This window comes from Pseudovibrio sp. Ad5 (assembly GCF_001623095.1).
In the GTDB taxonomy this organism is placed as follows: domain Bacteria; phylum Pseudomonadota; class Alphaproteobacteria; order Rhizobiales; family Stappiaceae; genus Pseudovibrio.
Map to the genome: position 1 here is coordinate 195834 of NZ_LMCH01000057.1, position 13709 is coordinate 209542.

General features: G+C 50.4%; 16 protein-coding genes. 11 read left to right on the forward strand and 5 right to left on the reverse strand.

The genetic code is table 11. The features are described from left to right. Positions 1 to 259 precede the first annotated feature (259 nt). From purC to purQ, 4 genes are all read left to right on the forward strand, one after another. Positions 260 to 1024: a phosphoribosylaminoimidazolesuccinocarboxamide synthase gene (gene purC, locus PsAD5_RS15670; protein ID WP_008548091.1), complete on the forward strand. Its 765-nt coding sequence runs from the start codon at positions 260 to 262 to the stop codon at positions 1022 to 1024. A 210-nt stretch (positions 1025 to 1234) separates the two neighbouring features. Next, positions 1235 to 1474, forward strand: a complete 240-nt coding sequence (gene purS, locus PsAD5_RS15675) for a phosphoribosylformylglycinamidine synthase subunit PurS (protein ID WP_057462573.1) — start codon at positions 1235 to 1237, stop codon at positions 1472 to 1474. 91 nt (positions 1475 to 1565) lie between these two features. Further along, positions 1566 to 1673 carry a phosphoribosylformylglycinamidine synthase-associated small membrane protein gene (locus PsAD5_RS28540; RefSeq protein WP_193757775.1) on the forward strand — a complete coding sequence of 36 codons (108 nt, stop codon included), beginning with the start codon at positions 1566 to 1568 and terminating at the stop codon, positions 1671 to 1673. Between the two features lie 45 nt (positions 1674 to 1718). Beyond that, entirely contained in the window at positions 1719 to 2390 is a 672-nt protein-coding gene (gene purQ / locus PsAD5_RS15680; RefSeq protein ID WP_063292758.1) for a phosphoribosylformylglycinamidine synthase subunit PurQ, read from the forward strand. A 68-nt stretch (positions 2391 to 2458) separates the two neighbouring features. On the opposite strand, the gene chrA is transcribed toward purQ, so the two are convergent. Next, positions 2459 to 3685 carry a chromate efflux transporter gene (gene chrA / locus PsAD5_RS15685; RefSeq protein ID WP_063292759.1) on the reverse strand — a complete coding sequence of 409 codons (1227 nt, stop codon included), beginning with the start codon at positions 3683 to 3685 and terminating at the stop codon, positions 2459 to 2461. Positions 3686 to 3774: 89 nt separating this feature from the next. Then, positions 3775 to 4587 carry an AraC family transcriptional regulator gene (locus PsAD5_RS15690; protein ID WP_063292760.1) on the reverse strand — a complete coding sequence of 271 codons (813 nt, stop codon included), beginning with the start codon at positions 4585 to 4587 and terminating at the stop codon, positions 3775 to 3777. Between the two features lie 147 nt (positions 4588 to 4734). Here PsAD5_RS15690 and PsAD5_RS15695 point away from each other — a divergent pair, with 147 nt between their 5' ends. After that, positions 4735 to 5271 (forward strand): peroxiredoxin-like family protein, encoded by a 537-nt coding sequence (locus tag PsAD5_RS15695; protein ID WP_057462577.1) that lies wholly within the window; start codon positions 4735 to 4737, stop codon positions 5269 to 5271. A gap of 64 nt (positions 5272 to 5335) precedes the next feature. Here PsAD5_RS15695 and PsAD5_RS15700 read toward each other — a convergent pair whose 3' ends face one another. Together PsAD5_RS15700 and PsAD5_RS15705 are read right to left on the reverse strand one after the other, a co-directional pair. After that, positions 5336 to 6388, reverse strand: a complete 1053-nt coding sequence (locus PsAD5_RS15700) for an FUSC family protein (RefSeq protein WP_063292761.1) — start codon at positions 6386 to 6388, stop codon at positions 5336 to 5338. Between the two features lie 9 nt (positions 6389 to 6397). Further along, the gene (locus PsAD5_RS15705) at positions 6398 to 7381 is read right to left on the reverse strand and encodes an HlyD family secretion protein (RefSeq protein WP_208988638.1); all 984 of its coding nucleotides are present in this window, start codon (positions 7379 to 7381) and stop codon (positions 6398 to 6400) included. A gap of 359 nt (positions 7382 to 7740) precedes the next feature. On the opposite strand from PsAD5_RS15705, the gene PsAD5_RS15710 reads away from it, so the two are divergent. The 6 genes from PsAD5_RS15710 to PsAD5_RS15735 all read left to right on the forward strand — a co-directional run bounded on the left by PsAD5_RS15710 (position 7741) and on the right by PsAD5_RS15735 (position 12560). Beyond that, positions 7741 to 8253 (forward strand): hypothetical protein, encoded by a 513-nt coding sequence (locus tag PsAD5_RS15710; protein WP_063292762.1) that lies wholly within the window; start codon positions 7741 to 7743, stop codon positions 8251 to 8253. Between the two features lie 224 nt (positions 8254 to 8477). After that, positions 8478 to 10682, forward strand: a complete 2205-nt coding sequence (gene purL, locus PsAD5_RS15715; protein WP_063292831.1) for a phosphoribosylformylglycinamidine synthase subunit PurL — start codon at positions 8478 to 8480, stop codon at positions 10680 to 10682. Between the two features lie 113 nt (positions 10683 to 10795). Continuing rightward, the gene (locus PsAD5_RS15720) at positions 10796 to 11029 is read left to right on the forward strand and encodes a BolA family protein (RefSeq protein WP_057462580.1); all 234 of its coding nucleotides are present in this window, start codon (positions 10796 to 10798) and stop codon (positions 11027 to 11029) included. 130 nt (positions 11030 to 11159) lie between these two features. Continuing rightward, positions 11160 to 11495, forward strand: coding sequence for a Grx4 family monothiol glutaredoxin (gene grxD, locus PsAD5_RS15725; RefSeq protein WP_063292763.1), 336 nt, complete (start codon positions 11160 to 11162; stop codon positions 11493 to 11495). Positions 11496 to 11612: 117 nt separating this feature from the next. Beyond that, positions 11613 to 12275, forward strand: coding sequence for an HAD family hydrolase (locus PsAD5_RS15730; RefSeq protein ID WP_063292764.1), 663 nt, complete (start codon positions 11613 to 11615; stop codon positions 12273 to 12275). Between the two features lie 93 nt (positions 12276 to 12368). Then, a complete protein-coding gene (locus PsAD5_RS15735) occupies positions 12369 to 12560 on the forward strand; it encodes a hypothetical protein (RefSeq protein ID WP_057462584.1) in 192 nt (63 codons plus the stop codon). A 553-nt stretch (positions 12561 to 13113) separates the two neighbouring features. On the opposite strand, the gene PsAD5_RS15740 is transcribed toward PsAD5_RS15735, so the two are convergent. Then, positions 13114 to 13611, reverse strand: a complete 498-nt coding sequence (locus PsAD5_RS15740; protein ID WP_057462586.1) for a hypothetical protein — start codon at positions 13609 to 13611, stop codon at positions 13114 to 13116. Between the last annotated feature and the right edge of the window lie 98 nt (positions 13612 to 13709).

Genomic DNA, 13709 nt, shown 5'->3' on the forward strand with positions numbered 1-13709 from the left:
GGTCAAAAGCCATTAGTTGTAGTCAGCAGCATTTCAGAGAGCGTTGACGCCATTCGAATTACCCATTTGTGCTTTATCAAAAAGTCGGTTAAGTTCCGCGCCGCATAGCGGGATCGCGATTTTCGCAATGACGAAAGATGCGAAAACCAGTGCTGGAGGGTCATTCGCAGCATTTTTGCTCGAATGTTTTGCAAGGCAAGTGGTTTAAGCCTCGACGTCACCCGTACGACTTGTTCTACAAACGCAATGGTAAGTGCCTATGAACCGCCGTCGGCGAATTTACGAAGGCAAGGCCAAGATTCTCTATGAGGGTCCTGAGCCGGGAACGCTGATTCAGCACTTCAAAGATGATGCTACAGCCTTCAACAACGAAAAGCATGAAGTCGTTGATGGAAAGGGTGTCCTGAACAACCGGATTTCTGAGTACATTTTCAACAATCTGAATAACATGGGCATTCCAACCCATTTTATTCGCCGGTTGAACATGCGCGAGCAGCTGATCCGTCAGGTCGAAATCATTCCGATCGAAGTCGTTATCCGCAACGTTGCTGCAGGTTCTCTGTGCAAACGCCTGGGATTGGAAGAAGGCACTCAGCTTCCACGCTCCATTATCGAGTTCTACTACAAGAACGACGAACTTGGAGATCCGCTGGTTTCTGAAGAACACATCACCGCTTTTGGTTGGGCCGCTCCTCAGGAGCTTGATGACATCATGGCACTCGCCATCCGCATCAACGACTTCCTGTCCGGTCTGTTCATGAGCGTCGGTATTCGCCTCGTTGACTTCAAGATCGAACTTGGACGTCAGATCGAAGGCGACATGATGCGTATCGTCCTCGCGGACGAGATCTCTCCAGACAGCTGTCGCTTGTGGGACACTTCCACAAACGACAAGATGGATAAGGACCGGTTCCGCCAGAACATGGGCGGTATGGTTGAAGCCTATCAGGAAGTAGCCCGCAGGCTTGGTATCCTGATCGACAACGACCGCCCGGGACATTCTGGACCAGTGCTAGTCAAATAATCAATGAACGGGCCCCTGCGGCCCGTTTTGCATTTTTGGGGCAAGCAAACTACCGCACGGGTATTGAACTATCTCACTACCTGCGCTCATTTTCACTTCCCCAGTATAGATTCCCGCGTTATGAACGCGCGCAAAGAACGGATTTTCGCGGCAGGCGCAATGCAAACCGCTTGAATCTCTCATTTTGGTAAGGAAGGACCAGTTAGAACCATGAAGGCACGTGTGACCGTCACTCTTAAGAACGGTGTTCTCGATCCCCAGGGCAAAGCAATCGAAGGCTCCCTTGGTTCTCTTGGTTTTGAAGGCGTTGAAGGCATCCGCCAGGGTAAAGTGTTTGACCTTGAATTGGCGGATCGCACCGATGCTCAGGCAAAAGCTGACATTGAAGCCATGTGCGAACAGCTACTGGCAAACACCGTCATCGAAAATTACTCGATCGAGCTTCTCTAGAGCGCGTTCCATGTGATTGAACTCAATCACATGGCAAGAATTCGCTCAAAAGTAAGTTGTATCCGATAGCAGAATCTGCGAGGGCATAAACGTGCAAGACGATACAGGCCGGATCATCCGGTTCATGGTTATCAAAGCGATCATCTTTATTGGCTTGCCCGCTGCCCTCTCTGTTCTTGCGGTGTTTTTACTTCTGTAAAATCTCGTCTGTAACAAGCGGCCCTCCATCCAAGAGGAAACATTCATGAAATCCGCAGTGATCCTATTCCCCGGTTCCAACCGGGATCGCGATATGATCAAAGCGCTGGAGCAGATCTCCGGCCAGTCTGTTGCCACGGTATGGCATACTGAAACTGAACTGCCAGAAGCAGACCTTTATGTCCTGCCAGGCGGCTTCTCTTACGGCGATTACCTGCGCTCAGGTGCGATTGCAGCACGCTCCCACATCATGCCAGCTCTCAAAACTGCGGCAGATCAAGGACGTCACGTTCTCGGCGTATGTAACGGTTTCCAGATGCTGACTGAGGCAGGCCTGTTGCCAGGTGCGTTGATGCGCAATGCATCCCTCCACTTCGTGTGTAAGGAAGTTATGCTGGAAACCACCAGCACCAACAGCGCCTTCACATCGCACATGGAAAAAGGCAAAGTTTGGCGCTGTCCGGTTGCACACCATGACGGCAACTACTTTACTGATGCTGAAACCCTGAAAGAACTCGAAGGCGAAGGCCGCGTCGCATTCCGCTATGCTGACGGTACCAACCCCAATGGTTCTCTCAACGACATTGCAGGCATCACCAGCGCCAAAGGCAATGTTCTCGGCATGATGCCTCACCCGGAAAATCTTATCGAAGATCTTCATGGTGGCCTCGAAGGCCGCGCTCTGTTTGAAAGCGTAATGCAAAGCCTCGCTGCTTAATCAACAAAGCCAACAAGTTTTAGAACCCGGGATGCTCAGCACTCCGGGTTTTTTATTGTCTGAAGTCCTTAAATGAACGCAAAGCCAATCCCGGTCAGGCCAAGCAGCACTACAACCACCCATGGCGGCGATTTGAAAGAGACCAGCAGAACAAATCCGCAAAGCGCAGCTGCAAAGTCTTTCGCCTCTAAGATCGCGCTGGTCCAGACAGGCGCATATAAGGCCGCTCCAAGAACACCAACAACAGCCGCATTTGCACCAGCCATGATGCCACGTGCAGAAGGTGTCTGACGCAGCACAGCCCAGTAAGGCAGACCGGCAATCAAAAGTAACGCTCCTGGCAGGAAGATGCCCAGCAACGCTATGCTTGCTCCAATCCACGCTGCATAGCCAGTCTGCATTTCAGCGCCCAGATATCCGGCAAATGTAAACAAAGGCCCCGGCACGGCTTGCGTCGCGCCGTACCCGGCAAGGAAAGAGCTCTCACTCACCAGTCCTTTGCCAACCACTTCAGCTTCCAGCAGTGGCAATACCACATGCCCTCCACCAAACACGAGCGAACCGGAATGGTAGAAGCTGGCAAACACACCCAGCAACGGATCAACAATAACATCACTCAGAACGGGTAGACCAAAAAGCAGCACAGCAAATAAAATGACAGAAAGCAGCCCAACCCGACGTCTAGGAGCAAATAGAACCTCATGCACCACGGCTTTGGGCTCCGAGCGGCAAAACAAAAAACCTCCCAGACCACCAGCCACAATCGCCGCAATTTGCCCTCCGGCACCACCGAAGGCAACAACAAGAACCACTGCCAGCACAGCAAGCCCGGCTCTGAGCTGATCCGCACAAAAGTTGCGTGCCATCCCCCAGACAGCCTGAGCAACAACAGCAACAGCAACCAGCTTGAGGCCATGAATCAGCCCCATGCCGACAGGCCCTTCAAAAGCGCTCGCCCAATAGGCAAATCCAAAGAGCAGCAAGGCTGACGGAGCAGTAAAGGCAAAGAACGCAGCCAAAGCTCCCAGTGGTCCCGCCCGCATAAGTCCAAGCCCAAACCCAACCTGACTGCTGGCCGGTCCCGGTAGGAACTGACACAACGCAACCAAATCACCATAGGCTTCTTCGGAAAGCCACTTCCGGCGCTTCACGATCTCCTCGCGAAAATAACCCAGATGAGCAATCGGCCCACCAAACGACGTCAAACCCAGCTTTAGAAAGGTAACAAAAACCTCCAGCGCATGACCTTTGGCATGCACTTCAGGAAGGTTGGTCGGGCGTTCTGTAAAACTCATGCACAGCTCAATTGTATTCTGAAAAGAAAGCGGAGCAGCATATAAAGCAGAGATGTGACATTAGGACAAACACGCAGAACGCATCCGTTTTAAGCAGCCACACCTGTTTTCAATGCAACATTACGAGGAAGCTCATTGTAACGCCGTTGATAGGCCCGCGACAATGCCGTTGGTGAAGCAAACCCAACCCGCGCAGCAACGCTTTTCAGAGGGCGCCCAGCCTCTAGGTCCAATTTAGCCAATGCCAGCCGCCAGTTGCTCAAATACGACCCTGGCGTCTCCCCCATGACCTCCTTGAAGTGCACAGCAAACTGTGTGCGCGACATGCCAGCAACTTCTGCAAGACTTTCCAGACGCCACTGCTTGGAAGGATCTTCATGAATGGCAACAAGCGCTTGCGCTAGATTAGGATGAGCCAATCCGGCAATCAAACCACTGCAAGCAACACCGGACCGCACCGCATGACGCAGCAGCCGGATCACCACCACTTCACACAAGCGATTAATCACAGCGGCACTTCCGCACCGAGGCGAAAGCACTTCTTCCACCACCAATGTAGCAAGGCTCTCCAGTTCTGGCGCATCCTTGAGATAGATCTCCACGTAATCAGGCAAAGCTGTACTCAGCTGAGACCCCGGCCCGCCAAACTCAACCCGAGCTCCGGCAAGAACAACAGTATCCTCGCAGATACGCTTAACTTCAGTGGGGTTATTGGGACTGGCGGGAAGAAACACAAGCTTCCGGAAACCTTGCATACACCGAAGAATAAAAAAGTTGCCCTGAAGCACCTCATCCTCAGTGTTTTTAAGAATATGTGCCTCCACTTTAAAGCGTTCAATAAGCGAAGAAAGGCGATCGTATCGCAGCTCTCTCGGTTTCACCTCAGCAAGTGCAGTGGCCATATCCGAACTCTCAGTCAGTTATTTCGAACAAAAAGCAATTAAACGTTCAATATCATATCAAATAGAAATCGACCACTGCTAATTGCCCTTTCAAAAAGTCGAATTGAGCAAAGCTACAAAAAGAAAATTTAGCTCAGGAGAATAACAATGCTTATCCCTCGCAAGCCAGTCCCAAGCTTATCTGCGAACCTTCTTGGTGGTGGTACATTCGATCTGTCAGCCGATGCTTCTGACTTTGCCACTCTGGTCGTTTTTTACCGTGGTCTGCACTGTCCCATTTGTGCGACCTACCTAAAAGAACTGGAACGCCTGACACCAGAGTTTGAGGAACGTGGTGTAAAAACCATCGCCCTCTCAACCGATACAGAGGACCGTGCCCAAACATTTTCCAATGCGATTAAAGCAGACAAACTGCGCGTTGGTTATGGCGTTACTCTGACAAAAGCACGTGAATGGGGCCTGTTCATTTCAGCAGGTCGCGGAAAAACGTCTATCGGTATCGAAGAGCCAGGTCTCTTTGCTGAACCAGGCCTGTTCTTTGTAAAGCCTGACGGCACTCTCTACTTCGGGAATGTGCAGACTATGCCATTTGCACGTCCTGACTTTAAACCAATGCTCGGTGCTCTCGACTTCTGCATCAAGAATGATTATCCCGCTCGCGGTGAATACACCGGGGCTCTTTAATCAATTGTACCACAAACACTTTTCTTGATGCACAGAGAGGCTGTGATTTCACAGCCTCTCTTTTTTATATTCTTTTAGCAGCAGCTTTACGGGCTTTTTTGCGGTTTATATGTTCAATATCAGGGAAGTCCGCTCCCTGCCAAATACGAATAACAACCAGAACAATCATTGCAATAACAGCGCCTAGAATGACCCCAACGAGCCGGTCAATTACTTGAGTGAAGTTGTCGACAGGCCCGGCAGAGGCGAGCGCAGCAATAACAAACGCATACCCACCTTGCGTACCTGCATAGGCCCAATAGCTCTTGCCATGATGTACAGATGCTAGAAAAAACAAACCTATTCCCAGCAATAAGGCCCACCAGAAAAAAGATTGCAGCCCAAGGCCAATGAGCCCAAATCCCATAAGTCCCCCGATGAAGCAGCCCAAGCTTCTGTTCAGAGCAAACTTCTTCACCGACACCACCGGCCCATAAAGCACAACAAGTGACGTGATGATGATCTGCACCATGGCCGCCAAGTCATGACCGACGTAAATAATTGGTGCAATCATCGCAACAGCTGCCCCACTCAGGCACAACGCGAACACCCAGCTCTTGTCCATAGTGTCGATATTGGGGGTCAAAAAAGGACCAACCCCAACACCTATTGAAGTCTCTTCAAGGAAAAAATAGGAGACTGCAGCAGCCGTCATAACACCAATTGCAACCGTTATCGTTCGATCAACCATCAGGTAGAACAGTCGATCAATCTCGATGAGAGAGATGTAAACAGCCAACATCGCAGTCACAATACCCATTAACCATGCATAGGCATAGTTGGGGCTCGCCATACGTTTATAAATTGCAAGTGCAGCCAAAGAACCAACTGCAATCATCTGAAAAATCTCATAGTTTTTAACAGCGACCGCGATCCAATACCCAGTGAACCCGCCTGCAACGGTTCCGATGACACGTTGCAGGCCCTTACGCCACACATTGGTCCAGTCTGCATTAGCCACCGTCATAGCTGACATCGCAGCCCACCATGGATCATCTGCATCCACCAACAGCGCAATGATAGAAGCCAGAGTGACCATCAGACTTGTACGAATACCAAAGGCATAGTTGAAAAACATCGTGCCTCCTTAATGCACAAGGAAGATGCGGGCATCTCCCCCATGCATTGGTTTGTGGCCCTTCAAAAACTCCCCCATATCAATCTCAACAGGAAACCTCTGAGAAAGGCGGATCCAATCTGTCGTCAACGGAATAAAAGGCAAGACACGCGGCATCTCGTCCATCCGTGAAACACCACGTCCAATGGACCTCACAGTGCCTTTGTGAATACGATAGGGATCACTGGAGACCTGAAAATAAACCGTCTGACCCGGAGTCAGCCGTGCAGCATGTCGTTCAATCAGGTTGGCAACAATTCTCCAGTTGCTGTTCGTGATAAGCCCCAGTTGAGGCACTCCTTCCAGCACATAGTTTCCAGGGTTAACCGAGTATTCGCTCACAACTCCGTCGACAGGAGACAAAAGCGAGGACTTGCGAAGATTATACTGCGCCAGAGCAGTGGCAGACTTTGATGCGTCATAGGTGGATCGCATCACTTCAACCTGGTGTGTTGCGGCACGCAGCATATCTCTGGCAGAATCTGTTTCTGCATTCGCCTCTTCCAGCGAAAGTGTAATGTTGTCGAGACGTTGCTGGGTCACAAAACCATTGTCTGTCAGCTCTTCAAAACGCTGCTGTTGTGCAGAAAGGTTAGCAACCTTCGCAACTGCAGCCGTCACAGATGCTTCGGCGACCTGAACTTCCGCTTCAGAACGACGAAGGTTTGCAAGAGCAGTTGCTTCATCCGCACGCGCTTGTTGAACCGCCAGAGCGAATGGTTCCGGGTCAATCTGCATCAACAGCTCACCGGCCCCTACTTTCTGGTTCCGGTCAACAGGAACTTCGGTAACAAACCCAGAGATTTCAGGAGATACCAAAACCACATCTGCAGAAACATAAGCATCAGCAGTGTAGGTGAAGAAATAATCTATGATCATATAAGCGCCGATCAAGGCGCATGCGCCTAAGATCACCTTGATCGGACCACTTATATGATAAATGCCTCCAGGCACCCTTTATCTCCGCTCACCTGACACTACGCAAAACATAAGTATCGGCGAATTCTTGTTAGACAAACCAGCGTCAAACACTGGCAAAAGGCGCCCATTTGGAGGCACGAGAAAGCATCGCAAATGAGGGTTTTAAAATCATGAAAACCATCCCTCTAAATTCAAAGTAGGTAGTAAATACAGTAAGTTAACGAAGATTTCTGAAATATGAAGTTTTTACACGTGCTCGTTGCAGAACGCGAAACAAAAACCTAACCAGTTCAAAAGGTCGTCGTTGAAAGGGGATCAGCAGGTGTGGTTGCATCGCGAAAACGCATAGGCTTGGCCCAGTTGTCAGGCAAACCTGCAAAGGACTATCTGTGATGCCCCCCCTCGCGAAAAGAATTGCCGTCCTCGGAACCGTTTTCGCCACCACGTTTGCAGCGACAACACTCAGCGCCAATGCAGCACAGGTTAATGCTCGAGCCGCAAGCTTCTCCCACACAGGCCAGTTGGCCACCTTTGGCCTCTACAACAACGCAATTGTGACGGATCAGCTCAATCTTAAGCGCATCAACGCTGATTATATCTTCTTAAGCGATAACCCAGAGGACCCTTTTGACTTTGTATCAGGCAGTTGCTTCGGAGGCGCTGTCGTCAAAAACATGCAGGTCCAAGGCGGTGGCGTCTGCAGTTTAAAAGATAAGAATGGAACGCCCTTCGCTCTCAGTTATGAAATCACGACAGTTAAGAGTGGAACCTACTCCGGCAACTGGGCAATCCTTGGCGGTGATCAAAAATGGGACACAGCCAAAGGCAACGGCACATGGAGCAGAATGGCCCTTCCCAATAAGTCCATGTCCGTCACCACAATTCAGGGCGAAATAACCTTCTGACAACCCCAAAATCGCCAATCAGAGGTGAAAATTTTTTCAGTCAATTCAAGAAATTACAACCTGCTTATTTTCCAACAAAGCGACTTGACGTTAAGCTGCAAAAAACCATGCCCTGGCAGCAAAAAAACCAAAAAAACGGTGTCTACAGTTTCCATTTTCCTATGAATCCTGTTAAGCAGCCCGTGACATTTGGCCCCGGCGCACTGCGCCCAAATTTTCTGAGTGTGATGATCCAAAATAGCGTCAAGATCACCCCCGAACTCATTGAGGCCCACGGTCTTAAGGAAGATGAATATGCTCGCATCCTGGAGCTGATTGGCAGAGAGCCAACCTTCACCGAGCTGGGAATTTTCTCCGCAATGTGGAACGAGCATTGCTCTTACAAATCCTCCAAGAAATGGTTGAAGACACTCCCGACCACCGGACCTCGTGTTATTCAGGGACCGGGCGAGAATGCAGGCGTTGTCGACATCGATGACGGGCAGGCAGTCGTCTTTAAGATGGAAAGCCACAACCATCCGTCTTACATCGAGCCATATCAGGGCGCAGCAACTGGCGTTGGTGGTATTCTGCGCGACGTGTTCACCATGGGGGCACGTCCGGTCGCAGCCATGAACGCTCTGCGCTTCGGTGAGCCAGATCATCCGCGCACCCGCCACCTCGTGTCCGGTGTTGTCTCCGGTGTAGGTGGATACGGCAACTCCTTCGGTGTCCCGACAGTGGGCGGCGAAGTTGAGTTCCACAAATCCTATAACGGAAACTGTCTGGTCAACGCATTTGCAGCGGGCCTTGCCGATTCTGACAAGATCTTCCTGTCTGAAGCAAAAGGGGTTGGCCTCCCGGTCGTATACCTCGGTGCCAAAACAGGTCGCGACGGTGTTGGCGGCGCCACAATGGCATCCGCTGAGTTTGATGATTCCATTGAAGAGAAACGTCCAACTGTTCAGGTTGGTGATCCATTCACTGAAAAGTGCCTGATGGAAGCCTGCCTTGAACTGATGAAGACCGGCGCAGTCATCGCCATTCAGGACATGGGCGCAGCTGGCCTCACCTGTTCAGCCGTTGAAATGGGCGCAAAGGGTAACCTCGGCATCGATCTGGATCTCGACAAAGTCCCAGCCCGCGAAGAGAACATGAGTGCCTATGAGATGATGCTCTCTGAAAGCCAGGAGCGCATGCTCATGGTTCTAGAGCCATCCAAGGAAAAAGAAGCCGAAGCCATCTTCACCAAGTGGGGACTGGACTTCGCAATCTGCGGCGTAACCACAGATACCCTGCGCTTTGTTGTGAAGCAGCACGGTGAAGTCATGGCCGATCTACCAATCAAGGAACTCGGCGATGAAGCGCCTGAGTATGATCGCCCATGGACACAGTGGCCTGAGCCGGAAGAAATTGCAGCAGCCAATGTTGAAGAGCCAGCAGACTACAAAGAAGCTCTGCTGAAGCTTATCGGTGGCGCTAACGGGTCTTCCCGCCGCTGGGTCTACGAGCAATACGACACCCTCATTCAGGGCAACTCCGCAGCAACTCCGGGCGGTGACGCTGGCGTAATCCGCGTGGACGGAACAGACAAGGGTCTGGCATTCTCCGTAGACGTGAACCCGCGCTATTGCTACGCAAACCCATATGAAGGCGGCAAGCAGGCAGTTGCAGAAACCTACCGCAACCTGTCCGCAGTTGGGTCCCTTCCGCTGGCAATCACCGACAACCTGAACTTCGGCAATCCCGAAAAGCCTGAGATCATGGGCCAGTTCGTTGGCTGCTTGAAAGGCATCGGTGAAGCGTGCGAAGTATTGGAAACTCCGATCGTCTCCGGTAACGTGTCTTTGTACAATGAAACCTACGGCGAAGGCATTCTGCCAACACCTGCAATCGGCGGTGTTGGCCTGCTTAAAGACGTGACCAAGCGCGTTGGCAGTGCGTTTGTCAGCACTGGTGAAACCATCATCGTGCTGGGTGGCAAAGGCAAGCACCTCGGTTCATCTCAGTACCTGCAGGAAGTTCTGGGCAGCGATGAAGGTGCCCCTCCTTCAGTGGACTTGGAAGCTGAAAAGCTTACCGGAACGTTCGTACGTGAAGCCATCACCGCGGGCCGTATCACAGCAGCTCATGACATCTCGTCTGGCGGCCTTGCTGTTGCTCTTGCGGAAATGGCCATCAAAGGCAAGCTCGGTGCTACTGTAAAAATCACCGGCGAACATCCTCATGCCATTCTGTTTGGCGAAGATCAAAGTCGCTATGTTGTGACTGTGGCAGAGGAAAAGCTCGCTGCCTTCTTGGAAGATGCGATCGACGCTGGTATCAGCACGGAAGAAATCGGTAAGACTGGAGGTGATACTCTTGTTCTTGGTGAGAAAATCAGTGCATCAGTTGAAGAGCTGAACAATGCTTTCGAGGGATGGTTCCCGCATTTTATGCAGGCGAGCTGATACTCGTCCACCGAACTGCTAAACTGAGTTCTAAATAAGATTCGCTTCCCTCCTCATTTGGGTGAGGGAAGCAGCCAAACAGAAGCAACCCAGTCGGGCAAGGAGGCATACCCATGGCCATGGACGCAGGCGAACTACAAAACCTTATCAAAGAGGCTTTGCCAGACGCACACGTGGAAATCAGAGATCTGGCAGGTGACGGCGACCATTACGCCGCTGTCGTTATCTCGGAGAGTTTCCGCGGCAAATCCCGCGTACAGCAGCACCAGTTGGTGTATCAGGCTCTTAAGGGTAAAATGGGCGACGATTTGCACGCATTGGCGTTGCAGACCTCTGCTCCGGAATAACAAAACTAAGGCAGTGCGACCTTTCTCTTGCATTATCCCTGCAAGTTCCCATATGAGTGCCGCACTACGAACAATATACAATCACGGTCACCGGGCTTTGACCCCGGTCGAGCGAAAGGAACTCGACGACATGAGCGATATCCAAAGCTGGATCAAAAACGAAGTAGAAAACAACGATGTAGTGCTCTTTATGAAAGGCACTCCAAACTTCCCACAGTGTGGCTTCTCCGGCCAGTCTGTGCAGATTTTGGATTACATCGGCGTAAAATACGTCGGTCATAACGTTCTGGAAGACGATAGCCTCCGTCAGGGCATCAAAGATTATAGCCAGTGGCCAACAATCCCACAGCTCTACGTCAAAGGCGAGTTCGTTGGTGGCTGTGATATTATCCGTGAAATGTTCCAGTCTCAGGAACTTCAGGCTCTGTTCTCAGAAAAAGGCATCGAGATCGCACCAGCTGCATAAATCTCTGCTGACCATAAAATTTATAAAACGGGCCTTCACACGGAGGCCCGTTTTTTGTTGTCAGGCACTCAAAACCATTAGGTTATTCTGCAAGCATTCCTCCAAAGCAGGCAGCATATGTTTAAGACCATTGTTTTCGATTTGGATGGCACAATTTGTCATCACAAAGCATCCTACCCGAAAATGTTCTTTGAGATTTTTGGTGAGCAGTTCAACAAGCACAGCGACACTTGGCTACGCCACATGCTGCACAATGGCGAGCACACCGGGTTGGAGGCTGTGCAGTCCTGTTTCCCAGACATGCGGGCTGACGAACAGGAGCATGCACTGGCAACGTTCACCCAGAGGTGGGCGGAGGCACAAACTCCTTTCTCTGGCATTTTTGAAGCAATCGCACTTTTGAAGGCAAACTTTGACTGCCAGATTTGTGTCATGACCAATGGCCCTTCAAATTTCCAATGGGCTGTCATGAGCAAACTTGGAATTCTGGATCACGTCGACTTTGCGTACGCCAGTGGTGATACATTCCCGGCGAAATGCAAACCAAGCGTATCCCTTCTTCGCAAGCTTGAGAACAAACACGACTTTATCGCGGAAACAGCTCTGTTCATTGGCGATAATCTGGAAAAAGACATCAAGCCCGCCCGCGAAGCAGGTTGGAGTACACTCCATGTTGCTCCCCACGATCAAAAAGCAGATGCCCTACCCCTCAAAAACTTCACAGAAGCAATAGCGCAGGCAGAGTGCTTAGAGGTTAACTGGAGTAGCCTGACCGCTTAACCTTCCTGAACGCTGAATGAACACACCTCTCAGAGCTCTCTCACATTCCCCTTGCTAAAACAGTCTCATCAACAGTTCATCGGGGGATGAGAGATGCAAGTTTATCTGAGAGTTTTGCTCCTAGGCGTAATCACAGGCACCACGATGGGTGCAGTCGCCGCGGCTATTACGCCAACCACGAAGGAAGGCCTCGCCCGTTACGAGTGCAACCACATAACCGTGTTCCAAAAGCCGTCTCTACTAAACGGCCCTGACGCCTGTAAGTACTATGGGGGGATGAAGTGAGAACTCAGCTGCACTCATACTGCTGCTTCACCACGGTGATAACACCGTCTCGTAAGTTAAAGCGCTCAGTCAGCTTGCTACAGCTATCACACAGTGGAACGATCTGAGCGCGACTTCCGCTCAGCCATCTCAGGTGTGATCCTTGGGTGGGTTTTTTATGACATTCTGTATTGCTGCAGGTAGATGGCCAGTCACGTTTTGAATGCCTGATCCAGTGCAACTTCCAGGAACCGCACTGACAGGATTGATCAGCAGTATCTCTCTGCTTTTTCCATCCAATACCGTTCAAGCCATCAATGACCATATTCATAGTTACCTCCAATGCCTTTCGTGGAAAATTCACATCGAGAAACTAAAAAAATATCACCACGTTAAACCGCAGCTTAATCGCTGAAATTCTGTCTTAATTCGACTTTAGTTACAGGATCTGGATACAATCTTTATTGAATAGGTAAAATCGCGTAGTTTTTGCAATTATTTCTCGCGATTTACGTATTTTTATTACCTAACAAGAATTTAAAATACTGCAGGGAATCTCCGGGAACACTGAAAATCAAACACCATTGAGACAACGAAACTGGTTGATTTGCTCAGCCATTTCTTCTGGAGATTGCTTGTAGGTGCCTGGCAACACCCCATCAACGCCCAATCCACGCACGGCTTGAGCATAGGGAAACTTCCGCTTCCCCTTCAAATCGAGCACAACGCGTTTGGCCAGCTTAAACCCCATAAAGCTGAGTTGCTTTACATCCACACTCTCAATCTCATTCCAGGCCAATCTGCGCTTAATGAGAGCACGGTGATAAACAATCCCGTCTTTTCCAATCTCGGTATAATTGAGCGAAGGAAGATGAAAGATGCAAGCAGTGCCAAGTGCAATGGTAATGCCAATCAGAAAGAATGTGGTGATGCTTATGCCAAACACCTCTTCAAGCAACGGAGAGAGATCTGCAAACCCTCGCAACTGTGAGAACACCACAAACATCAGCGCGGTAAAGACGTTCTGCAAAACCAAAGCCGTGTTGCGTGCCCGAAATCGAAGTGGTGTCATGTCTCTATCCAATCCAACTGATCAATCTATCGGAAAAAAGCAAAAACCGCTCCATCAAAGGATGCAGCGGTTTAGAATTACAGCAGTTAAGCCAAATG